Genomic DNA, 22627 nt, shown 5'->3' with positions numbered 1-22627 from the left:
GACACATTATGTATGGTTGTCACATGGCGGTGAAGCCGATCGACACCCGACCCTCGCGGACTCCCGAGACCGAGGCGGTGCTGCTCGACGCCGCGCTCGCGGAACTGCTCGCCCACGGCATCCGCCGGACGACGGCATCCGACATCGCGCGCCGCGCGGGCGTCTCGCGGCAGACGCTGTACCGGTACTGGCCCGACGCGCACGCCGTCTTCGCGGCCCTCATCACGCGCGAGCTGGTCGGGGCGCTGCCGCCGCGGACCGACGATCCGGACGATCTCGAGGGGCTCGTCGGGCTGCTCGTCGCTACGGCGGACGGGATGCGGCGCATGCCCCTGCTCGATCGCCTGCGCACGACCGACCCCGAGCTCTTCGGCCGCTACATCCTGACGCGGGTGGGGACGAGCCAGCGCGCGATGCATGCCGAGCTCGAGACGCGGATCGCGCGCGGACAGGAGCGCGGCTTCGTGCGGGCGGGCGCGCCCGCGGCACTCGCGGCGATGGTGCTGCTCATCATGCAGTCCGCCGTCCAGTCGGCGCCCCTCGTCGCGGAGTGGCTCGCCGGCGACGCGTGGAGCGGCGAACTGCGCGCAGCGCTCGCCGGGTATCTGGGGGAGTCGAGATGACCTCGCGCATCGTGGGACGGACCCCGTCGTCGTCGGCGCTCAGCGCCGCGCGGCGCACGCGCGAGCTCGAGAGTCTCGCCGACGATCCCGTCGTCGACGTGCTCGTCATCGGCGGCGGCATCACGGGGGCGGGACTCGCACTGGATGCCGCGAGCCGCGGCCTGCGCACGGTGCTCGTCGAGCGGCACGATCTCGCGCACGGCACGAGCCGCTGGAGCTCGAAACTCGTGCACGGCGGGCTGCGCTACCTCGCGTCGGGCCAGATCGGCATCGCGCACGAGAGCGCGGCGGAGCGGCACCTGCTCATGACCCGGCTCGCACCGCACCTGACGCGGGCTGTCGCCCAGGTGCTGCCCCTCTACGCGCCGGGCCATGTGTCGCACGGCGCCCTCATCGGCGCGGGCTACGGGATGGGCGACGCGCTGCGCCGCTTCGTGGGCACGCCCGACGCCGTCCTCCGCTCGCCCGGCCCGATCGGCCCGGCCGCGACCCTCCGGCTCGCTCCAGCCGTCCGCCACGACGATCTGCGCGGTGCGATGCGCGGCTGGGACGGTCAGCTCATCGACGACGCCCGGCTCGTTGTCGCCGTCGCCCGGACGGCGGCGGGGTACGGGGCATCCGTCCTCACCCGCGTCGAGGCGTTGCAGGCGACGGGCGAGTCGGCGGTCCTGCGCGACACGCTCACGGGTGACGAGATCACGGTGCAGGCGCGGGCCGTCGTAAGCGCGACGGGCGTGTGGGCGGGCGCGCTCGCCCCCGACGTGCGGCTGCGTCCGAGCCGCGGCACGCACCTCGTCGTCGACACGGCACGGCTGGGCGGATCGGACGTCTCGCTCACGGTGCCGGTTCCCGGCTCGCGCAGCCGCTTCGTCTTCACCCTGCCGGCGCAGCATGGACGCACCTACATCGGGCTCACCGACGTCCCTGCCGACGGGCCCATCCCCGACGTGCCGCAGCCGACCGAGGCCGAGATCGACATGCTCCTCGAGGTCGTGGGGTCGGTGCTGACGGCGCCGCTCACGCGCGACGACGTGCTCGGCGCCTACGCGGGGCTGCGGCCCCTGCTCACCTCCGCCGACGATGCCGACGAGACGAGCGACCTGTCGCGCCGGCACGCGATCCTCGAGTCGCCCGACGGCGTGCTGAGCGTCGTCGGAGGCAAGCTCACGACCTACCGGCGCATGGCGCAGGACGGTATCGACGAAGCCGTGCGCCGCCGCGCCCTGCCGACCGCCCGGCCCTCCGTCACGCGGAGCCTCCCCCTCGTGGGGGCGTGGCCGCGGCACCGGCTGCACGAGATCGCGGCGCCCGGACGGCTCGTCCGGCGCTTCGGTGCAGAGGCGCCCTTCACGGCCGCGCTGCCCGACGGTCCGCCCGCGGCGCGCGGCGTCACGGCGCAGGAGCTGCACTGGGGCGTCGCCGTCGAGGGCGCCCTCACGGTGGACGACCTGCTCGACCGCCGCACGCGGCTCGGCCTCGTCGCCTCCGATCGGGAGCAGTCGACGGATGCCGCGGCCGCCGCCTTCGCGCGGGCGGGCGTCGAGCCCGCCTGACCCTCGCGCGCGCAGGCGCGGCGACGTTGGCAGGATTCCGCGGTGCGGCGGCTGACCGCCAGCTCGTGGGCGTCGGAGGCCCACATCAGAATGGACCGGTGACATCCTCCTCGCCTGTCACGAGCCACGGCAGGCTCGGACTCGTCCAGGGCACGGCCCTGTATATCGCGTCGGTGCTCGGGACGGGCCTGCTCGTGCTCCCGGGGCTCGCCGCCGAGGTCGCGGGGCCCGCGAGCATCGTCGCGGTCCTCGCGGTGCTCGTCCTCTCGGTGCCGCTCGCCGGCACATTCGCGGTGCTCGCGGCGCGATATCCCGATCCCGGTGGTGTCGCGAGCTACGTGCGACGCGCACTCGGCGACACGGCGGCGCGGATGGCCGGGTACTGGTTCATGTTCGGCGTGTGCGCGGGCGCCCCCGTCGTGGCGGTGCTCGGGGCCGAGTACGTCGCGGCCGTCGCGGGCATCGATCACGCGATGGTCCCCGTCATCGCGGCCGCGATCTTCGTGCCCCCGTTCCTCGTCAACGCCTTCGGGGTGCGGGTCGCGGGCGGCATCCAATTCGTCCTCACGGCGCTCCTGCTCGCCGTCGTCGTGGCGGTCGTCGCGCTCGCCGCGCCCGCCGTCGAGGCCCCGAGCTTCACGCCCTTCCTGCCCCACGGCTGGGCGGGCGTCGGCACGGCGATCAGCCTCTTCGTGTGGGCCTTCGCGGGGTGGGAGGTCGGCACTCACATCTCGGGCGAGTTCCGCGACCCGCGGCGCGCGATCCCGCTCGCGACCGCCATCGCGCTCGTCGTGACGGGTGCGTGCTACCTCGTCCTGCAGATCGTGACGGTCGGCGCGCTCGGATCCGCGGCGGGCGAGGGGCAGGTTCCGCTCCTCGAGCTCGCGCGCCTCGGCTCGCCCGACCTCGGCGCTCCCGCCGTCGGGATCATCGCCGCGATCGTCGCGCTCGGGGTGATGAACGCGTATCTCGCTGCGTTCGCCAAGCTCGGGGCATCCCTCGCCGCCAATCGCGACCTGCCGCGGTGGTTCGCGAAGGGCGTCGAGGCGGGCGGCGTCGCCCGGCGCGCCCTCGCCCTGACAGGCGTCGTCGCGCTCGGCTACTTCGCGCTCATGGTCGCGTCGGGGCTCGACCTGACGCCGTTCATCCTCGTGCACACGAGCAGCATGGTCGCGATCTACACCCTCGGCATGATCGCCGCCGTGCGCCTGCTCGAGCGCGGGACACTCGGCTGGTGGCTCGCCGTCGTCGCGGCGGTGCTGTGCGCGGGCATGCTCGTCCTCGCGATCGGCTCGCTGCTGCCCGCGGCACTGCTCGCCGCGGCCGCCGTCGTCGTGACCCTCGTGCGCCGCGCTCGAGGACGCGCGGCACAACGCCGCGGGCCGCGCCCGAAGAACCGGACGCGGCCCGCGACGACGCAGGAGCGGACTACAGAGTCAGCGCCTTCTGCATGAGCTTCGCGTGCTCGACGGCGTGCACCTTGGGCGAGCCGGTCGCGGGCGATGCCGCGGCGCTGCGCGAGATGCGGCGGATCGTCCGGCCGTGCAGGTGCTTGACGACCTCAAGCGCGATGAACGGCCACGCACCCTGGTTCTCGGGCTCGTCCTGCACCCAGTAGAGCTGGGCGTTCGGGTAGCTGTCGATGACCGCGTTGAGCTCGGCGATGGGCGCCGGGTAGTACTGCTCGAGGCGGACCAGCGCGATCTCGGGGTTCGGGTTCTTCTCGAGCTCGGCGCGCAGATCCCAGTGGATCTTGCCCGCGTGCAGCAGCACGCGCTTGACGGCCGACTTGTCGAGGGCGCGGTCGTCGTCCAGCACGGGCTGGAAGGTGCCGTTCACGAAGTCCTCGACCTTGCTCGTCGCGCCGCGCAGCCGGAGCATCGCCTTCGGCGTGAAGACGACGAGCGGGCGGCGCGGACGCGCGTAGGCCTGGCGGCGGAGGAGGTGGAAGTACGACGCGGGCGTCGAAGGCCGGGCGACCGTCATGTTGTCCTGTGCGCACATCTGCAGATAGCGCTCGATGCGCGCCGACGAGTGGTCGGGGCCCTGGCCCTCGTAGCCGTGGGGGAGCAGCAGCACGACGCTCGACTGCTGGCCCCACTTCTGATCGGCGGCCGAGATGTACTCGTCGATGACCGACTGCGCGCCGTTCGCGAAGTCGCCGAACTGCGCCTCCCACAGCACGAGCGAGTCGGGCCGCTCGACCGAGTAGCCGTACTCGAACGCCATCGCGGCGTACTCGCTGAGCAGCGAGTCGTAGACCCAGAATCGCGCCTGGCTCTCGGCGAGGTTCGAGAGCGGGATCCACTCCTGACCGTTCGCGCGGTCGTGCAGCACCGAGTGACGCTGCACGAAAGTGCCGCGTCGCGAGTCCTGGCCCGCGAGTCGCACGTTCGTGCCCTCGAGGAGCAGCGACCCGAATGCGAGCAGCTCGCCGAACGCCCAGTCGATCCCGCCGTTGCGGCTCATGTCGAGGCGCTTGTCGAGCAGCTGCTGCAGCTTCGCGTGCACCGTGAAGCCGTCGGGCTTGTTGACGAACGCGTCGCCGATGAGGCGGACGACCTCGGCGGGCACGCCGGTGGTCTCGGGCGTTCCGTGCACGGGCTCGTCGGCCTGCGCGGCGGAGATGACGGGGTTCGTGCCGGTCTCGGCCGCGTGCGTCTCGGCGAACGCGATCTCGAGTCCGTTCTGGAAGTCGAGCTTCGCCTTCTCGTACTCCTCTTCCGTGATGTCGCCGCGGCCGACGAGGGCTTCGACGTACAGGCGGCGCACGGAGCGCTTGGCCTCGATGAGGTTCGTCATGAGCGGCTGCGTCATCGAGGGGTCGTCGCCCTCGTTGTGCCCGCGGCGGCGGTAGCAGACGACGTCGATCACGACGTCGCGGTGGAACTCCTCGCGGTACGCGAAGGCCAGCTGCGCGACGCGGACGACGGCTTCGGGGTCGTCGCCGTTCACGTGGAAGATCGGCGCCTGGATCGTCTTGGCGACGTCGGTCGCGTAGATCGACGTGCGGCTGTCGACGGGGATCGTCGTGAAGCCGACCTGGTTGTTGACGACGACGTGGATCGTGCCGCCCGTGCGGTAGCCGCGCAGCTGCGACATCTGAAGCGTCTCGACGACGACGCCCTGGCCCGCGAAGGCCGCGTCGCCGTGGACGAGGATGGGCAGCCAGGTGAACGTGCCGATCGGCTTGCGGTCCTGCTTGGCGCGGACGATGCCCTCGAGCACGCCGTCGACGGTCTCGAGGTGCGACGGGTTCGCCGCGAGCAGGACGGGGAGCTCTTCGCCGCGGTCATCGACGAAGGTGCCCTCGGTGCCGAGGTGGTACTTGACGTCGCCCGACCCGCTCTTGCTGCCGACGGCGACGGCGCCCTCGAACTCGCGGAACACCTGGCCGTACGTCTTGCCCGCGATGTTCGTCAGCACGTTGAGCCGGCCGCGGTGCGCCATCCCGATCGCGGCGCCGTCGAGGCCCGCCTGCGCCGCGCCCTGGAGGATCTCGTCGAGCAGCGGGATGAGGGACTCTCCGCCCTCGAGGCTGAAGCGCTTCTGGCCGACGTACTTCGTCTGCAGGAAGGTCTCGAACGCCTCGGCCTGGTTGAGCTTCGACAGGATGCGGAGCTGCTCGTCGTGGCCGGGCTTCTGGTACTTGACCTCGACGTGCTCCTGGAACCACGCGCGCTGCCCGGGGTCCTGGATGTGCATGTACTCGATGCCCGCTGTGCGGCAGTACGAGTCGCGGAGGACGCCGAGGATGTCGCGCAGCTTCATGATGCGCTTGCCGCCGAAGCCGCCCGTGACGAATTCGCGGTCGAGGTCCCAGAAGGTCAGGCCGTGCTGCTCGATCTCGAGGTCGGGGTGCGTCCGCTGCACGTACTCGAGCGGGTCGATGTCGGCCATGAGGTGGCCGCGCACGCGGAACGAGTTGATGAGCTCCTGCACACGGGCCGTCTTGTCGACGCGCTCGGCGAGGTCGACGTTGATGTCGCTCGCCCAGTGGATCGGCGCGTACGGGATGCGCAGCGCCGCGAAGATGTCCTCGTAGAAGCGGCGCTGGCCGATGAGCAGCTCGTGCACCTTCTTGAGGAACTCGCCCGAGCCTGCACCCTGGATGACGCGGTGGTCGTAGGTGCTCGTGAGCGTGATCGTCTTGCCGATGCCGAGCTCGACGAGGGTCTTCTCGCTCGACCCCTGGAACTCGGCGGGATACTCCAGCGCGCCGGCGCCGACGATGCATCCCTGACCCTTCATGAGGCGGGGGACGGAGTGCACCGTGCCGATGCCGCCCGGGTTGGTGAGCGAGATCGTCGTCCCCTGGAAGTCCGCACCGGTCAGCTTGCCGCCGCGGGCGCGCGTGATGAGGTCCTCATACGAGGCGAGGAACTCGCCGAACGTGAGGGTGTCGGCGCGCTTGATGCTCGGCACCATGAGGGCGCGCGTGCCGTCGGGCTTGGGGAGGTCGATCGCGATGCCGAGGTTGATGTGCGCGGGCGCGACGACCGACGGCTTGCCGTCGACCTCGGCGTAGAACACGTTCTGGCTCGGGAACTCCTTGAGCGCCCGGATGATCGCCCACCCGATGAGGTGCGTGAAGCTCACCTTGCCGCCGCGGGTGCGGGCCATGTGGTTGTTGATCACGATCCGGTTGTCGATCATGAGCTTCGCGGGGACCGTGCGCACGCTCGTCGCGGTGGGGACCGTGAGCGACTCGTCCATGTTGGCGGCGAGCGTCTTGGTCATGCCGCGCAGGACGGTGACCTGGTCCTCTTCGCTCGACGCCTCACCCGTGGACGGCACGACCGCGGGCGCCTGCGCCGGGATCGGCTGGGTCGCCGCGGGCTTGGCCGTCGTCCGCGCGACGGGCTGCGCGCCGATCACGGGGATCGGAGCCGTGACAGGCCGCGGCTCCGAGACGGTGGTCGCGCCGGGGGAGGCGGCCTCCGAGACGGGCGTCGCTGGTGCGGCGGGGGCGGCCGGTGCCGGCGTCCCGTTCGCGGGGTGGTAGGCCTCGAGGATGGGCCACCACGCCTTGTCGACGGAGTTCCGGTCGATTGTGAACTGCTCGTACAGTTCCTCGACAAGCCATTCGTTGGCTCCGAACTCGCCTTCGTTCGAAACCCCGAGACCCGTCACCTGGCTCGACACGCTGGATCGCCTGCTTTCATCGGTGAAGTGTGCTGGACACGCGAGGCAGGAGGGCACCCGCATGCACGACTGTTAAGCCTAACCCAGTCTTCCGTGACCTTTCCTGGTGCAGAAGGCCGCACGGCGCATGAAACGGCATCATTATTCGCACAGGTAAGAATCACTAACCTTGATGCGTGGAGTTCTACGGTGAGCGGCCCGACGTCGATCTGACCTACTCGGACGTCTTCCTCGTGCCGCGCAGGTCAGGGGTGACGAGTCGACTCGACGTCGACCTCGCCCCGGGTGACGGCACCCCCGCGACGCTGCCGATCGTGTCGGCGAACATGAACTCGGTGACGGGGGCGCGGCTCGCCGCGACCCTCGCCCGGCGCGGCGGACTCGGCGTCCTCCCGCAGGACATGCCGCTTCAAGGGCTGGATGCCGCGATCCGCTGGGTCAAGGACCAGCCCGTCGTGTGGGACACGCCCGTCGTGCTCCCGCCCGAGTCCACCGTCGCCGAGGCCGCGCGGCTGCTGCCTGCGACGGACGGCCACGGCATCGTCGTGGCACCGTCGCCCGCGAGCCCCGAGGGCCTGCGCATCGACGAGATCCTCGGCATCGTCCCCGCGACCCGCCTCGGCACGGCGCTGCCGGACGCGCGCCTGGGCGACCTCGCGCGCGGCGGCATCACATCGATCGACGCCGACGACGTCACGAGCCCGCGTCACGCGTTCGACCTCATCGTCGGCGCCGAGGCCGAGACGGTGTGCGTCCTGCACCACGGCTTCCTCGTCGGCACGCTGTCGCGCCGCAGCGCCCTGCGCTCCAACATCTACCGCCCCGCCGTCGACCTCGACGGCCGCTTGAGCGTCGCGGCCGCCGTCGGCATCAACGGCGACGTCGCGAGCAAGGCGCAGGCGCTCGCCGCCGCGGGCGTCGACGTCCTCGTCGTCGACACGGCGCACGGCCACCAGGAGGGCATGCTCGCGGCGCTGCGCACCGTCGCCGCGCTCGACCTCGGCATCCCGATCGCGGCGGGCAACATCGTGACGGCCGAGGGCGTGCACGATCTCGTCGCCGCGGGCGCCGACATCCTCAAGGTCGGCGTGGGCCCCGGCGCCATGTGCACGACGCGCATGATGACGGCCGTCGGCCGCCCGCAGTTCTCGGCGGTCCTCGAGACGGCCGAGGCCGCCCGCCTCATGGGCGCCCACGTCTGGGCCGACGGGGGAGTGCGCTATCCGCGCGACGTGGCCCTGGCGCTCGCCGCGGGAGCGGCATCCGTCATGATCGGATCCTGGTTCGCGGGAACGATCGAGGCGCCCGGTGAGCTGCAGCTCGACGGCCAGGGGCGCGCCTACAAGGAGTCGTGGGGCATGGCGTCGACCAAGGCCGTGCACGAGCGGTTCGGCCGCCTCGACCCGTACGAGCTCGCGCGCAAGGAGCTTTTCGCCGAGGGCATCTCGTCGTCGAAGATCTACCTCGACCCGCTGCGCCCCGGCCTCGAGGACCTGCTCGACATGATCACGTCGGGCGTGCGCTCGTCGTTCACGTACGCGGGCGCCGCGACGGTGCCCGACTTCCACGAGCGGGCGCGCGTCGGCCTGCAGTCCGCCGCGGGCTACGAAGAGGGCAAGGCTCTGCCGGTCAGCTGGTGAGATCCGGGATGCCGCCTGCCGGCCCCACGCGCACGAGGCTCCGCGCGGCGCGAAGCGATGCGTGGAGAACGCATGGGGCGCCTCCCGGATCCCCCCTGTGTCAGCGCCTCAATGGCGCGGCGCGTCCTGCGGCACCGTGAGCTTCGGCGCGCGCTCGACGCTGAAGAGCCGCAGGCCCGGTTCGGCGACGTCCGGCCTGCTCGGCGTGTAGAGCCATGCCGTGAAGAGCTTGCCGAGCTTCTGGCCCGACACCTCCTCGGCGAGGTCGATGAACTCATCGATCGACGCGTTCCCGTCTCGGTGCGTGTCGACCCACTGCTGCAGGAGTGAGAAGAACGCGTCGTCGCCGATCGCCCGGCGCAGCTCGTGGAGGGTCATCGCACCGCGGTAGTACACGGCGTTGTCGAAGATCGCGTCTGGGCCCGGATCGCCGATCACGACGGTCCAGAACGGGTCGTCCTCGGGCCAGATCGCGTTGTAGTAGAAGTCGAAGGCCTCCTGCGTCGTCGCGATGCCGTCGTGCTCGAGCCACAGCCATTCGGCGTACGTCGCGAAGCCTTCGTTGAGCCAGATGTCGGCCCATCGGTCGACGGCGACGCTGTCGCCGAACCACTGGTGCGCGAGCTCGTGCACCACGACGCCGTCGTTCTGGCCGTCCGACCAGAACTCCTTCGCGTACACGGGCCGGGTCTGCGTCTCGAGGGCGAATCCGAGCCCCGAGTAGTCGTCGACGATCGCTCCCGCGTCTGCGAAGGGGTAGTGGCCGAACCAGCCGGAGAGGGCCGCGATGATCTCGGGCTGCCGCGCGAGGGATGCCTCGATCTTGTCCCCGATCGGCGCTGGCCCGGCGGTCGCCGTCGCCCAGTCCTGCGTCCACCCGTCGTAGACGTCGCCGTCGTTCTCGAACGAGGTCGATCCGACTCCTCCCGGCGTCACGACGTCGTCGACGGAGACGCCGTCGGCAGGGACGGCGTAGTCGCTCACGTACGTCACGGCGACGTCCACCTCGTCGCCGGCGTAGGCGGACAGGTCGAAGACCCACTGCTCCCATCCGTCCGAGGCTCCCGTGGCCGCCCACCACTCGCCCGTCGTGCCGGTGGGAGCGCACGAGCCGTCATCAGCCGGGGTGAGGTAGTGCTCGAGGAAGGGATGCTGGCCGAGGAGGTCGGAGCACGCCGCGAAGCCGGCATCCTGCCCGAGGACCCCGCCCAGATCGGGGAGCGTCGTCCAGTCGTCCGTGCCCGTCGGCGCGAGTTCGACGATGACGAAGTCGTAGCCGCGCTCGACCCCCCGGTTCGTCCAGAACGACAGTTCGGGTGACCCGGGATCTACCGTGATGGTGCGCGCGAGCCGCTCGTACGCGTTGTCGAACGCCCCTGAGTACGCGAAGGCGTCCCCGGAGTGGGCGGCGTACGGGGTCGTGAGGTCGGGATCGACGGCATCCAGATACCGGACGCCCCCCGCCTCATAGGAGTGGATGTCGAACTCGCCGATGTCGATCGTCGCGAGATAGCTCGCCATCGGCGCGTCGACCTCCCACTGCCACACCGAAGAGCCGCCCTGGTCGGTCTGCAACACGAGCCGGCCGTTCGAGACGGCTTGGAGCCCGGCGGGAACGGTGACCCTGATCGAGTAGGTCGCCTTGTCGGCCGGGTGGTCGTTGACGGGGAACCAGGATGACGCGACGTGGGGCTGTCCGGCCACGAGTGCGCCGTCGTCGGTGTGCAGGAAGCCCGCGCCCTCGAGCGAGACGGGGACGCCCGAGTACGCCACGGTCGTGACGAAGGTCGCGCCCTTCTTGATCTTCGCCGCGGGCGTGACCGTGAACTCGCCGTCGGAGCGGGAGGAGGCGGCGGATGCTCCACCGACCTTCACCGACGAGACGACGAGCCCGTCGAGGTCGAGGGTGAAGTTCGACAGGTTCTTGGCCGCCGTGGCCGTCACGATGGCAGTGCCCGAGAGGAGGTCCGTCGACGGGTCGTACGAGACGTCGAGGTCGTAGTGACTCACGTCGTAGCCGGGGTTTCCGTCGGTCGGGAAGTACGGATCGCCGATCCCGTCCTTGGAGGGTGGGGCGCCCGCCGCTCCACCCGCAACCGCGAGCGCGAGGACGACCCCGCACGCGATTGCCGTTCCGATTCCGGACGATGCGAGTCGACGGACCATGGTGGACCCCAATTTCCACGCGGGGCGTGCGCCATTGCACACCCGATCGCGCTCATCGTCCCGTGCGGCGTGCGACGCGTCAAGGGACCTCCGCCGCACCGGGGCAGCGGCATCCCGGATCTGCGGCGTCTTCGCCGCCTGCCGTAGAATGATCGGCACGATGGACGACCCTCCTAGTCATAGACGCTCGCCCCACCGACCCGCACCCACCACGATGGGGGGTGATGCCTGATGGAATACGTCATGCTGGGCGTGGGGCTTCTGCTCACAATCGGAACCGGCCTCTTCGTCGCCAGCGAGTTCGCGCTGGTCAACCTCGATCGCGCCGACCTCGAAGCGCGCCGGGACCGCGGCGAATCCCGCTTGTCACTCACGATCAGCGCGCTCAAGATCACCTCGACGCATCTCTCGAGCGCGCAGCTGGGCATCACGCTCACGACCCTGCTCACGGGCTACACGATGGAGCCGGCGATCTCGAGCCTGCTCGCACCGGTGCTCACGGCGTGGGGCGTGCCTTCCGGGCTCGTCTCGCCGATCGCCGTCTTCGTGGGCGTCTCGATCGCCACGATCCTCTCGATGATCCTCGGCGAGCTCGTGCCCAAGAACTTCGCCCTCGCGCTGCCGCGGCAGACGGCGAAGATCGTCATGCCCTTCCAGGTCGGCTTCACGGCCGTCTTCCGACCCGCGATCGTCGTGCTCAACGGGAGCGCGAACGGCGTGCTGCGCTCGATCGGCATCGAGCCGAAGGAAGAGCTGTCGGGCGCCCGCACGGCTGAGGAGCTCTCGAGCCTCGTGCGGCGCAGTGCGAGCGCCGGCGTCCTCGAGGAGGACACCGCGTCGCTCCTCGACCGCAGCCTCACCTTCGCCCGGCTCACAGCCGACGACGTCATGACGCCCCGCCCCAGCATCCATGCCCTCGCGGCCGGCGACTCGGCCGAGGACGTCATCCAGCTCGCGCGGCGGACGGGCCACAGCCGCTTCCCCGTGTACGGCGACTCGATGGACGACATCGTCGGCGTCGTTCACCTCAAGGCGGCCGTGGCCGTCCCGCGCGATCGTCGCTCGGACGTGCCGGTGGGCGCGCTCGCGAGCGAGCCGCTGCGGATTCCCGAGGCTGTGCACCTCGACGCTCTCGTCTCGGAGCTGCGCGCCCGGGGCTACCAGATGGCGATCGTCGTCGACGAGTACGGCGGCACGGCGGGAGTCGTGACCCTCGAGGACCTCGTCGAGGAGATCGTGGGCGAAGTGCTCGACGAGCACGACCGCCGTCGCGCGGGCATCGTCCGCGAGGACGACCGCGTCGTCTTCCCGGGCGAGCTGCGCCCCGACGAGCTGCTCGACCGCACGGGCATCCGCGTGCCCGAGGGTGAGGTGTACGACACGGTCGGCGGGTTCCTCATGAGCGAGCTCGAGCGCATCCCGGCCGTCGGCGACGAGGTCGAAGTGGAGGACGGCACGCTCGTCGTCCAGCGCATGGACGGCCGCCGCGTCGACCGGGTGAGGTTCATCCCCAAGCCCATGCCCCATACGGACGACGAGGAAGGAGGCGAGCGATGAACGACTGGGCGGGAATCGCATGGCTGGTCGTGCTGCTGGCCTTCAACGCCTTCTTCGTCGGCGCCGAGTTCGCCGTCATCTCGGCGCGTCGATCGCAGATCGAGCCGCTCGCCGAGAAGGGATCGCGGTCGGCCAAGACGGCGCTCTTCGCGATGGAGCACGCGACGCTCATGCTCGCGACGTGTCAGCTCGGCATCACGATCTGCTCGCTGCTGATCCTGAACGTCTCCGAGCCGGCGATCCACCACCTCCTGGCGGTGCCGCTCGGGCTCACGGGCCTCACCGAGACGGCGGTCGACGTCATCGCCTTCATCGTGGCGCTGCTGGTCGTGTCCTATCTGCACGTCGTCTTCGGCGAGATGGTTCCCAAGAACCTCGCGTTCTCGGTCCCCGATCGCGCCGTCCTGATGCTCGCGACGCCGCTCGTGTGGGTCTCGAAGGTCTTCCACCCCGTCATCGTGACGCTCAACTGGACAGCCAACAGCGTGCTGCGGCTGTTCCGGGTCGAGCCGAAGGACGAGGCAGCCTCGACCTTCACGCTCGACGAGGTCGCGACGATCGTGAACCAGTCGCGCATCGAAGGCGTCCTGGACGACATGTCGGGAACGGTCGCCGCGGCGGTCGAGTTCACCGACAAGAAGGCGAAGGACATCGCCGTGCCGCTCGCGGACATCGTGACGCTGCCCGCCGAGACGACGGCCGACGCGATCGAGGGGGCTGTCGCGAAGCACGGCTTCTCGCGCTATGTCATCGTCGACGACGAGGGCGCGCCCGTCGGGTACGTGCACCTGAAGGACGTCCTGCGGGCGGCCGAGATTCCGGATGCCGCGGGCGCCGCCGGCGCCGAAGTGACGCGCGCTCTGCCGACGAAGCGCATCCACCACATGGTGCCGGTGCTCGAGTCGACAGATCTCGAAGACGCCCTCGCGCTCATGCGCAGCGCGGGGCGCCACCTCGCCCAGGTGCGCAACGCGGCCGGCGAGACGACGGCCGTCCTGTTCCTCGAGGACATCATCGAGGAGCTCGTCGGCGAGATCCAGGACGCCACGCGGCGCCGCCGCTGGGCCGGGTGAATCGAGCTGAGCCGAGCGAGGGGCCGGTCGGAGATTCCGACCGGCCCCTCGTGCCGTCTCCCGGCGCCGGACGCGCGGGTCAGCGGTGGCGGCGGGCCCGCACGTACTGCTTCGGCCAGTAGTCGATGTCGGCGCCGAGCTCGCCCGCGGCGCGCAGGGCGAAGTGCGGGTCGCGCAGCCACTCGCGTCCCGACATGATCGCGTCGGCATCGCCGCGCTGCAGGACGTCCTCGGCGAGGCGGCCCGTGTCGATCATGCCGACGGCGCTCACGGGCACGCCCGCGGCATCGCGCACGTGACGCGCGAGACCCACCTGGTACCCCGGGCCGGGGACGATCCGCTGGTGGGCGACGAGGCCGCCGCTGGAGATGTCGAAGAAGTCCGTGCCGCGCTCGGCCGCCCAGCCCGCGACGACCGCCGTCTCCTCGACCGTGAGGCCGCCGTCGGCCCAGTCGGTCGCGGAGAACCGGACGAACAGCGGCACCTCGGCCGCGGAGGAGGCGTCTGCGCGCCAGCGGTCTGCGGCATCCCGCACGGCATCGACGATCCGCAGCAGCAGGCGCGCGCGGTTCTCGAGCGATCCGCCGTACTCGTCGGTGCGCAGATTCGCGAGGGGCGAGAGGAACTCGTGGACGAGGTAGCCGTGCGCGGCGTGGATCTCGAGCAGCTCGAAGCCCGCCTCGAGCGAGCGGCGCGCCGCAGCGGCGAACGCGTCGACGATCGCGTCGATGCCCGCGATGTCGAGCTCGGCGGGCTCGGCGTAGCCCTCGAACGCGACGGCGGACGGCGCGACGGTCGGCCAGCCGCCCGCGCCGACGGGGACGCTCCCGCGCCCGGTGGAGAAGGGCGACCACGTCGAGGCCTTGCGGCCCGCGTGGGCCAGCTGGATCGCCGGAACGGCGCCGCGTGCCCGGATCGCGGCCGTGATGGGAGCCCACGCGTCGCGCTGCTCGTCGTTCCAGATGCCGGTGTCCTCGGGCGAGATGCGACCCTCGGCGAGGACGGCCGTCGCCTCGGCCATGACGATGCCCGCTCCGCCGGACGCGAACTGCGCGAGGTGCGTGTGGTGCCATTCCTGCGGTACGCCGTCGACGGCGCTGTACTGGCACATCGGGGCAACCCACAGGCGGTTGCGCGCCGTCAGCCCGCGGATCGTGAGGGGCGAGAAGAGGGTCGTCGTCATTCGTGCACTCCGGCGTAGTGTGTGGCCCATGGGCGGATCGTGGGCGGCTTCCGACGTTGCGGGATTCCTCAGGAGGCCAACCGCCGCCGACGACAAGTATTCCCGTGGCGTGCTCGGAGTCCGAACCGCGTCGGTCGAATACCCGGGTGCCGCCGTCCTCGGCGTCGAGGCGGCCTGGCGCACGGGCCTCGGAATGGTGCGCTACGTCGGGCCTGCCCGCGACCTCGTCCTGCAGCGCCGCCCCGAGACCGTGACGGTCGACGGGCGGGTGCAGGCGTGGCTCATCGGGTCGGGAACGGATGCCGCCTCCCGCGCGTCCGTCGAGACGCATGCCCTGCGCGGCATCCTGTCCGGCGAGCTCCCCGTCATCGTCGATGCGGGCGCCCTCGATCTCGCGCCGGGCGCGACAGCTCCCCGGATCGTGACGCCCCACGACCGCGAGCACGCGCGGCTGCGCAAGGCGCTCGGGCTGGCAGACGCATCACAGGACGACCGCGAGGGGCGCGCTGCCGCGGCGATCGAGACGGCCGAGGCGCTCGGTGCGACGGTGCTGTTGAAGGGCGGCACGACGATCGTCGCCGCCCCGTCGGGATCGGTGCGCTTCGTCGAGGCCGGCACGCCGTGGCTCGCGACGGCGGGAACGGGCGATGTGCTGGGCGGCGTGATCGGCGCGCTCGTGGCCGCCGCGGCGACGGATGCGATCCCCGATGCCGAGACGCTCGCAGCCCTCGCCGCGTCGGGATCGTGGCTCCACGGCCGCGCGGCACGCCTCGCTGCGGAGCGCCTCGGTCCCGCGGGTGGGCCGATCACGGCGCTCGATGTCGCCGAAGTCCTGCCGTTCGCCGTCGCCGAGCTGCTCTGAGCCGGGGGACGCGGCGCGCAGCGGCCACGCGTTCACGCGGGTGGCGTCGGCCCGTGACACGGGCGGAAAGCCGCCGCCATCGTGCCTTCTAGGATGGGGAGGTGTCGAGGCGGGCGGTGCTGTGGATCGCATTCGCCGTCGTCCATGTCGGCGTCGCCGTGCTCGGGTTCCTCCTGCCGAACCAGCCGATGGGCGATGTCACCAACGTCTACGAGCCGTGGTCGAGGCGGGCGCTCGAAGGACACGGCATCGTCGGGATCACCGCGCCCTGGGTGTACCCGCAGCTCGCGCTGCTGCCGATGGTCATCGCGCAGGGCCTCGCCTGGATCGCCGGCTACCTCGTCGCGTGGGCCCTTCTCGTCACGGCATGCGATGCGCTCGCCTTCGCGGTGCTCATCGGACGCGCGACCTCGACGGGGCGGTGGCTCGGCGGCTGGTACTGGCTCGTCTTCATCGCGGTGCTCGGCCCGGTCGGGATGTATCGGCTCGACGGCCTCACCGTCGCCCTCGCGATCGCGGGGAGCCTGTGGCTCATCGGCAGGCCGTGGCTGGGCTCTGCCCTGCTCGCCGCCGCGACGTGGATCAAGGTGTGGCCCGCCGCGCTCGTCGTGGCCGCCCTCATCGCCGTGCGTCGGCGCCTGGCGGTCTTCGCGAGCGGAGCCGTCGTCTCGGCCGCGATCGTCGCGGTCGTCGTCGCGGCGGGCGGAGCCGCGAACCTGCTCGGCTTCGTGACCGACCAGACGGATCGCGGACTGCAGCTCGAGGCTCCCGTCAGCACGTTCTATCTGTGGCGGGCCGTGGCCGGCATCCCGGGGTCCTTCATCTACTACGACCGGGATCTGCTCACTTTCCAGGTCACGGGACCTGAGGTCGACGCGCTCATCGCGCTCATGACGCCGCTGCTCGCGATCGCCGTCCTCGCGGTCGCGGCCGTGGGCGGGTACAAGGCGTGGCGAGGCGCCGCGTTCGTCTCGCTGTACCCGAATCTGGGTCTCGGTCTCGTCCTCGCCTTCATCGTGTTCAACAAGGTCGGCTCGCCGCAGTACGTGACCTGGATCATCGCCCCGCTCGTCGTGGGGCTCGTGATCGACCGGCGTCGCTGGTGGAAGCCCGCCGTCCTGGGCCTCGCGATCGCGGGGCTCACCTTCGCGGTGTATCCCATGACCTACCGGGGGCTCCTGCTCGCCGAGGCGGGGCCCGGCGCCCTGCTCACGATCCGCAACCTGCTCCTGGCCGTCATGCTCGCGTGGATCGTCGCGCGCCTCGTCCGGGTGCCCGTCCGCACCACAGTCCGCGCCGCGCAGCTCTGAACGCCCGCCCCATCCCTGGAGGAACCCCATGATCGTCGCCTTCTCCGTCGCCCCGAGCGGCACCGGCAATGCCGACGGCTCGGTGCACGACGCCGTCGCAGCGGCCGTGCGCGTCGTCCGCGACAGCGGACTGCCCGCCCGCACGACCTCGATGTTCACCGAGATCGAGGGGGAGTGGGACGAGGTCTTCGACGTCGTCAAGCGCGCGACCGAGGCCGTGCTGCCCTTCGGTTCGCGCGTCTCGCTCGTGCTGAAGGCCGACATCCGCCCGGGCTGGACAGGCGAGCTCGACGGCAAGATCGAGCGACTCGAAGCCGCGATCGACGCCCAGCCCGACGCCTGACATCGGCTCCCGGCCGTCCCGCGTCGACCGCCGGCCGCGCGCCTCGAATCGATTCGACAGGATGCCGCGCAGGCCGCTAGCATGACGGCGTGACCTCCTCGAATCTCTCGAGGGGTGCGGCGATGTGGGCGCTCCTCTCTCTCGCCGTCGGCAGCTTCGGCATCGGCATGACCGAGTTCGTCGTGATGGGCCTGCTGCCCGACATCGCGCAGGACCTGCTTCCCACCCTCTGGGCGGGCGACCCCGAAGGCGCGATCGCGCAGACGGGCTGGCTCATCACTCTCTACGCGCTCGGCGTCGTCGTCGGGGCTCCGACGATCGCCGGCGCGGTCGCGAAGTACCCGCGCCACCGCGTCATGCTGGGGCTCGCGATCGCCCTGACGGTGTTCAACGCGCTGACCTTCCTGCTTCCGACGTTCGAGCTCGTCGCGGCATCGCGATTCCTCGCGGGTCTTCCGCACGGCGCGTACTTCGGCATCGGCGCCCTCGTCGCGGCAGACGTGCTCGGGCCCGGCAAGCGCGCGAAGGGCGTCGCGTTCGTCCTCACGGGGCTCACGATCGCCAACGTCGTGGGCGTGCCCCTCGGCACGTTCCTCGGGCAGCAGGTCGGCTGGCGAGCGGCCTTCGTGGTCGTCGCCGCGATCTTCGGCGCGGCCGCCGTGTGCATCGCCTTCTTCGTGCCCGCGCACGACGGCGACTCCGCCCGCACGTTCCGCGCGGAGCTCCGCGTCTTCCGGATCGGCCAGGTGTGGCTCACGCTCGCCGTCGGCGCGATCGGCTTCGGCGGCTTCTTCGCGGTCTACAGCTACGTCGCGCCGCTCGTGACCGAGGTCTCGGGATCGCCGCAGTGGGCGGTGCCGATCATCCTCGTGATCATGGGCCTCGGCATGACGATCGGCAATCTCGTCGGCGGCGTCGTGGCCGACATCGACCTCAAGCGAACGCTGCTCGGCGGGTTCGTCGGACTCGCGATCGTGCAGACGCTGCTCGCGCTCTCGGCGCAGACCGTGTGGGCGCTCGCGGTCTTCATCTTCGCGACGGGCTTCATCTCGGCGTGCCTGAGCCCCGCCATCCAGACGCGGCTCATGGATGTCGCGGAGGACAACCAGTCCATCGCGGCAGCCCTCAACCACTCCGCGCTCAACATGGGAAACAGCCTCGGCGCCTTCCTGGGCGGCACCGTCATCGCCCTCGGCTGGGGCTTCGTCGCGCCCGCCTGGGTCGGCGTAGCACTCGCGCTGTCGGGCTTCGTCCTGGCGATCGTGAGCCTCTCGGTCGAGCGCCGGCGCGTCGTGCTCGCCGCCTGACCGGGATCGCGTTCGGGGCTCGCGGCGCGAGCCTGCCGGGTTCCCGGTGCCGGACTCCTTCGTTTCCCGGACGGCGGACGGTGCGCCCCTGTGGAGGCGCTCCCCGTAGGCTGAGCGGATGTCAGAGCCGACCTCAGCCGACCGGGCCCTCCGCGCTCTGGGAGACGCGATCGGCGAGTCGCGGCCCCGTCTGCCGGGCGACGGCACCGACCCCGGCATCCCCGTCGCCGCGACGGTCATCCTGCTGCGCGACGGTGCGGAGGGGCCCGAGGCGCTCCTGATCGAGCGCCCCGACCGCGGCTCGTTCGCGGGGGCGTGGGTGTTTCCGGGAGGCAAGCTCGAACCCGCCGACCGCGGCTCCGAGGATGAGGCCGAGGAGGATGCCGCGCGCCGGGCGGGCGTGCGCGAGACGTGGGAGGAAGCGGGCCTGAGGCTGGACCCGGACGCGCTCCTCACGGTGTCGGTGTGGGATCCGCCGCCCGGGCTCGCGCTGCGCATCCGCACGTGGTTCTTCGCGGGTCGCGGCGCCGAGGATGAGCTCATCCTCTCGGAGCACGAGGCGGTCGCGGCGGAATGGGTGCGGCCCGAGACGCTGCTCGAGCGGCACGCGCGGGGCGAGGCGACGCTCTACCCGCCGACGTGGGTCACCCTCCACGCCCTCTCGGGGCAGCCCGACGTCGAGGCGCTTCTCGGCGCGCTGCGGCTCGCGGGGTTCCGCCGGTTCGAGACGATCGCGCGCAAGACGGACGCCGGGCCGATGCTGCTGTGGCAGGAGGACGCCGAGTACGACGAGGCCGGGGGAGCGGCATCCGCCACCAGGCATCGCCTCGAACTGGGCGCGCTGCCCTGGGTCTATACGCGCAGCGACTGAGTCACGCCTCGAGCAGGCGCCGCAGGTGCATGCCGACGGCCGTCGTCTCGATGAGGAAGCCGTCGTGGCCGAAGTCGCTCGTGAGCACGACGGAGCGGTCGCCGTCGAGGGTGTTCGGGATGCCGCGCGCGATGCGGTGCTGACCGTCGATCGGGAAGAGCCGGTCGGAGTCGATGCCCAGGACGAGCGCCTTCGCGGTGACGCGTGCGAGGGCGTCCTCGACGCCGCCGCGGTCGCGGCCGACGTCGTGCGAGTTCATCGCCTCGACGAGTGTGATGTAGGTGTTCGCGTCGAACCGGCGAGTGAAGCGATTGCCGTGGAAGTCGAGGTAGGAGGCGACTGCGAAGCGCCCGCCGTGGCCGAGGGGCGAGACGCCGGACTGCCACGAGCGCTGGAAGCGCTGGTTGAGCTCGGTGGGGCTGCGGTAGTTCAGCAGCGCCATGCGCCGGGCGAGGGCCAGGCCGCGGTGCGGGCCGTCGCCCGCGTCGGCGTCGTAGTACTCGCCGTTCTGGAAGCGGGGGTCGATCGAGATCGCCTCGAGCTGCACCGAATTGAGCGCGATCTGGTCGGCCGTGTTGACGGGCGGCGCCGAGAGCACCGCGACGCGCGCGACGCGCTCGGGCAGGGTGATGGACCACTCGAGGGCGTGCATGCCGCCCATCGAGCCGCCCACGACGGCGGCCCAGCGGTCGATTCCGAGCGCGTCGGCGAGGCGCACCTGCGCAGCGACCTGATCGCGGATCGTGAGGTACGGGAACCGCGACGCCCACTCGTAGCCGTCGGGGGAGATGCTCGCAGGGCCCGTCGAGCCCTGGCAGCCGCCCAGCATGTTCGGGGCGATGACGAACCACTCGTCCGTGTCGATCGGGGCCCCGGGGCCCACGATGTCGCCCCACCATCCGGCGGTCGGATGCCCCGGTCCCGCGGGTCCGCGCACGTGGCTGTCGCCCGTCAGGGCGTGCAGCACGAGCACCGCGTTGTCGCGCGCCGCGTTGAGCTCGCCCCACGTCTCGTACGCGAGCCGGTAGCCGGGCAGCTCGCGACCGCCCTCGGTGCGGAAGGCGCCGAACGCCGCGAAGTGCCGGTCGCCGGCGGGATCGCCGTCGCGCCACGCGCCCGTCGCGGGCGGGCGGCCGAGCAGGAGCCGCGCATCGGCCTCCGTCACGGGCGCCGAGGGCACCGTGTCTTCGGAGGTCTGCCAGTCCATCGGTCCATTGTCCCGGGTCGCGGTGGCGGCGGGCGTCGTATTACACGCGTGCGCGTCATCCGGTCGTGAGATCATGCCCGCATGTCGAGCGCCGAACCCTTCATGCCCGAACACGAGCCGCCTGCGCCGCGGCCGGACACGGAACGCGACATCGATCACGATGTCGACGTCTTCCCGGACGACGCCGCGGTCGAGGCGCCGGACGGCTCTGCCTTCGACGCCGAGACCCCGGCTCCGCCGTTCCGTCCGCCCGTGCCCGGTGCGCGCCTCACGCCGGAGGAGCTCGCCGCCGACCTCGGCGACGCGGACTGACATCGACAGCTCAGCGGCCGGATGCCACGGCAGCCGCGAGAGCCCAGGCCCTCACGGAGAGGCCGGGGAACGAGGGATGCCTCGGACCCAGCCGGGTCCGAGGCATCCCTCGTGTCGCACTGATGGTCAGGCGCGAGCAGCCTCCGAGACGCGACGGGCGGCCGCGAGGGCCTGCTCGAGGTCGGCCTTGAGGTCGTCGATGTTCTCGAGTCCCACCGAGAGGCGCACGAGGCCGGGCGTGACACCCGTCGTGAGCTGCTGCTCGGGCGTGAGCTGCGAGTGCGTCGTCGAGGCGGGGTGGATGACGAGCGAGCGCACGTCGCCGATGTTGGCGAGGTGGCTGAACAGCGTCAGGCTGTTGACGAAGGCGCGACCCGCCTCGACACCGCCCTTGAGTTCGAACGAGAGCACCGCTCCGACGCCCTTGGGGGCGTACTTGTTGGCGGCGGCGTACCACGGCGAGGTCGGCAGGCCCGAGTAGTTGACCGAGGCGACGTCGGCGTGGTTCTCGAGCCACTCCGCGATCTCCTGCGCGTTCGAGACGTGGCGCTCGACGCGCAGCGACAGCGTCTCGATGCCCTGGATGAGCAGCCACGCGCTGTTCGGGGCGATCGCGGCACCGAGGTCGCGCAGCAGCTGGACGCGCGCCTTGATGATGTAGGCGAGGCCGTCGCCCACGGCGGCCGTGTACGAGGCGCCGTGGTACGAGGGGTCGGGAACGGTGAGGCCGGGGAAGCGGTCGACGTTCTTCGACCATTCGAACGTGCCGCCGTCGACGATGACGCCGCCGATCGTCGTGCCGTGGCCGCCGAGGAACTTCGTCGCCGAGTGGATGACGATGTCGGCGCCGTGCTCGAAGGGGCGGATGAGGTACGGCGTCGCGATCGTGTTGTCGACGATGAGCGGCACGCCCGAGGCGTGGGCGATCTCGGCGACCGTGCGGATGTCGAGGACGTTGATCTTCGGGTTGCCGATCGTCTCGGCGAAGAAGAGCTTCGTGTTGGGGCGAACCGCCGCGCGCCACTCCTCGGCGTCGTCCTGGTTCTCGACGAACGTCGTCTCGATGCCGAGCTTGGCGAGCGTGTACTTGAAGAGGTTGTACGTTCCGCCGTAGATCGAGCTCGACGACACGATGTGGTCGCCGGCCTCGGCGATGTTGAGGATCGCGAAGGTCGACGCGGCCTGCCCGCTCGCGACCAGCAGTGCGCCGGTGCCGCCCTCGAGGGCTGCGAGGCGCTCTTCGACGACCGCCTGCGTGGGGTTCTGGATGCGCGTGTAGATGTTGCCGAACTCGGCCAGCGCGAAGAGGTTCGCGGCGTGGTCGGTGTTGTCGAAGACGTACGACGTCGTCTGGTAGATCGGCGTGGCGCGAGCCTTCGTGACCGGATCGGGCTGAGCGCCCGAGTGGATCTGCTTGGTCTCGAAGCGCCAGTTCTCGGCTGCGGACATCATGACTCCTGCGTGTCTTGGCGGCG

Annotated in this window: 17 protein-coding genes; 12 read left to right on the top strand and 5 right to left on the bottom strand. The window is 71.3% G+C overall.

What is annotated here, in order from left to right:
• Nucleotides 1–23 precede the first annotated feature (23 nt).
• From MJ607_RS17625 to MJ607_RS17615, 3 genes are all read left to right on the top strand, one after another.
• On the top strand, nucleotides 24–623 hold the full coding sequence (locus MJ607_RS17625; RefSeq protein ID WP_243076917.1) for a TetR/AcrR family transcriptional regulator: 600 nt from the start codon (nucleotides 24–26) through the stop codon (nucleotides 621–623).
• Nucleotides 620–2176, top strand: coding sequence for a glycerol-3-phosphate dehydrogenase/oxidase (locus MJ607_RS17620; RefSeq protein ID WP_243076916.1), 1557 nt, complete (start codon nucleotides 620–622; stop codon nucleotides 2174–2176). The genes MJ607_RS17625 and MJ607_RS17620 overlap by 4 nt, the downstream gene beginning before the upstream one ends.
• A 98-nt stretch (nucleotides 2177–2274) precedes the next feature.
• Nucleotides 2275–3630 carry an APC family permease gene (locus MJ607_RS17615; protein WP_243076915.1) on the top strand — a complete coding sequence of 452 codons (1356 nt, stop codon included), beginning with the start codon at nucleotides 2275–2277 and terminating at the stop codon, nucleotides 3628–3630.
• Here MJ607_RS17615 and MJ607_RS17610 read toward each other — a convergent pair.
• Nucleotides 3605–7321, bottom strand: a complete 3717-nt coding sequence (locus tag MJ607_RS17610) for a multifunctional oxoglutarate decarboxylase/oxoglutarate dehydrogenase thiamine pyrophosphate-binding subunit/dihydrolipoyllysine-residue succinyltransferase subunit (protein ID WP_243076914.1) — start codon at nucleotides 7319–7321, stop codon at nucleotides 3605–3607. The two genes, MJ607_RS17615 and MJ607_RS17610, sit on opposite strands and share 26 nt — an antisense overlap.
• 176 nt (nucleotides 7322–7497) lie before the next feature.
• Here MJ607_RS17610 and MJ607_RS17605 point away from each other — a divergent pair, with 176 nt between their 5' ends.
• Entirely contained in the window at nucleotides 7498–8961 is a 1464-nt protein-coding gene (locus MJ607_RS17605; RefSeq protein ID WP_243076913.1) for a GuaB1 family IMP dehydrogenase-related protein, read from the top strand.
• 108 nt (nucleotides 8962–9069) lie between these two features.
• On the opposite strand, the gene MJ607_RS17600 is transcribed toward MJ607_RS17605, so the two are convergent.
• On the bottom strand, nucleotides 9070–11127 hold the full coding sequence (locus tag MJ607_RS17600; RefSeq protein ID WP_243076912.1) for a M1 family metallopeptidase: 2058 nt from the start codon (nucleotides 11125–11127) through the stop codon (nucleotides 9070–9072).
• 231 nt (nucleotides 11128–11358) lie between these two features.
• Here MJ607_RS17600 and MJ607_RS17595 point away from each other — a divergent pair, with 231 nt between their 5' ends.
• Both MJ607_RS17595 and MJ607_RS17590 read left to right on the top strand, forming a co-directional pair.
• A complete protein-coding gene (locus MJ607_RS17595) occupies nucleotides 11359–12684 on the top strand; it encodes a hemolysin family protein (RefSeq protein WP_243076911.1) in 1326 nt (441 codons plus the stop codon).
• The gene (locus tag MJ607_RS17590; RefSeq protein ID WP_243076910.1) at nucleotides 12681–13757 is read left to right on the top strand and encodes a hemolysin family protein; all 1077 of its coding nucleotides are present in this window, start codon (nucleotides 12681–12683) and stop codon (nucleotides 13755–13757) included. The genes MJ607_RS17595 and MJ607_RS17590 overlap by 4 nt, the downstream gene beginning before the upstream one ends.
• Before the next feature lie 79 nt (nucleotides 13758–13836).
• Here the strand turns inward: MJ607_RS17590 and MJ607_RS17585 are convergent, their stop codons facing one another.
• A complete protein-coding gene (locus MJ607_RS17585) occupies nucleotides 13837–14940 on the bottom strand; it encodes an NADH:flavin oxidoreductase/NADH oxidase (RefSeq protein WP_243076909.1) in 1104 nt (367 codons plus the stop codon).
• Nucleotides 14941–14968: 28 nt separating this feature from the next.
• Between MJ607_RS17585 and MJ607_RS17580 the strand changes: the two genes are divergently transcribed.
• From MJ607_RS17580 to MJ607_RS17560, 5 genes are all read left to right on the top strand, one after another.
• A complete protein-coding gene (locus MJ607_RS17580; protein WP_243076908.1) occupies nucleotides 14969–15802 on the top strand; it encodes an ADP/ATP-dependent (S)-NAD(P)H-hydrate dehydratase in 834 nt (277 codons plus the stop codon).
• A gap of 101 nt (nucleotides 15803–15903) precedes the next feature.
• Nucleotides 15904–17112 carry a glycosyltransferase 87 family protein gene (locus MJ607_RS17575; protein WP_243076907.1) on the top strand — a complete coding sequence of 403 codons (1209 nt, stop codon included), beginning with the start codon at nucleotides 15904–15906 and terminating at the stop codon, nucleotides 17110–17112.
• Nucleotides 17113–17140: 28 nt separating this feature from the next.
• The gene (locus MJ607_RS17570; RefSeq protein WP_243076906.1) at nucleotides 17141–17455 is read left to right on the top strand and encodes a thiamine-binding protein; all 315 of its coding nucleotides are present in this window, start codon (nucleotides 17141–17143) and stop codon (nucleotides 17453–17455) included.
• A gap of 122 nt (nucleotides 17456–17577) precedes the next feature.
• Nucleotides 17578–18762, top strand: a complete 1185-nt coding sequence (locus MJ607_RS17565) for an MFS transporter (RefSeq protein ID WP_243077068.1) — start codon at nucleotides 17578–17580, stop codon at nucleotides 18760–18762.
• 118 nt (nucleotides 18763–18880) lie between these two features.
• A complete protein-coding gene (locus tag MJ607_RS17560) occupies nucleotides 18881–19633 on the top strand; it encodes an NUDIX hydrolase (protein ID WP_243076905.1) in 753 nt (250 codons plus the stop codon).
• Between the two features lies 1 nt (nucleotide 19634).
• Here the strand turns inward: MJ607_RS17560 and MJ607_RS17555 are convergent, their stop codons facing one another.
• A complete protein-coding gene (locus tag MJ607_RS17555) occupies nucleotides 19635–20840 on the bottom strand; it encodes a homoserine O-acetyltransferase (protein ID WP_243076904.1) in 1206 nt (401 codons plus the stop codon).
• An 81-nt stretch (nucleotides 20841–20921) separates the two neighbouring features.
• Here MJ607_RS17555 and MJ607_RS17550 point away from each other — a divergent pair, with 81 nt between their 5' ends.
• Nucleotides 20922–21152: a hypothetical protein gene (locus MJ607_RS17550; protein ID WP_243076903.1), complete on the top strand. Its 231-nt coding sequence runs from the start codon at nucleotides 20922–20924 to the stop codon at nucleotides 21150–21152.
• Nucleotides 21153–21278: 126 nt separating this feature from the next.
• Here MJ607_RS17550 and MJ607_RS17545 read toward each other — a convergent pair whose 3' ends face one another.
• On the bottom strand, nucleotides 21279–22601 hold the full coding sequence (locus MJ607_RS17545; protein ID WP_243076902.1) for a bifunctional o-acetylhomoserine/o-acetylserine sulfhydrylase: 1323 nt from the start codon (nucleotides 22599–22601) through the stop codon (nucleotides 21279–21281).
• Nucleotides 22602–22627 lie beyond the last annotated feature (26 nt).

Source organism: Microbacterium sp. SS28, assembly GCF_022761035.1.
In the GTDB taxonomy this organism is placed as follows: Bacteria; Actinomycetota; Actinomycetes; order Actinomycetales; family Microbacteriaceae; genus Microbacterium.
The sequence above is the reverse complement of the archived record's forward strand: the minus strand, read 5'-3'. Positions and strand labels throughout refer to the sequence as shown.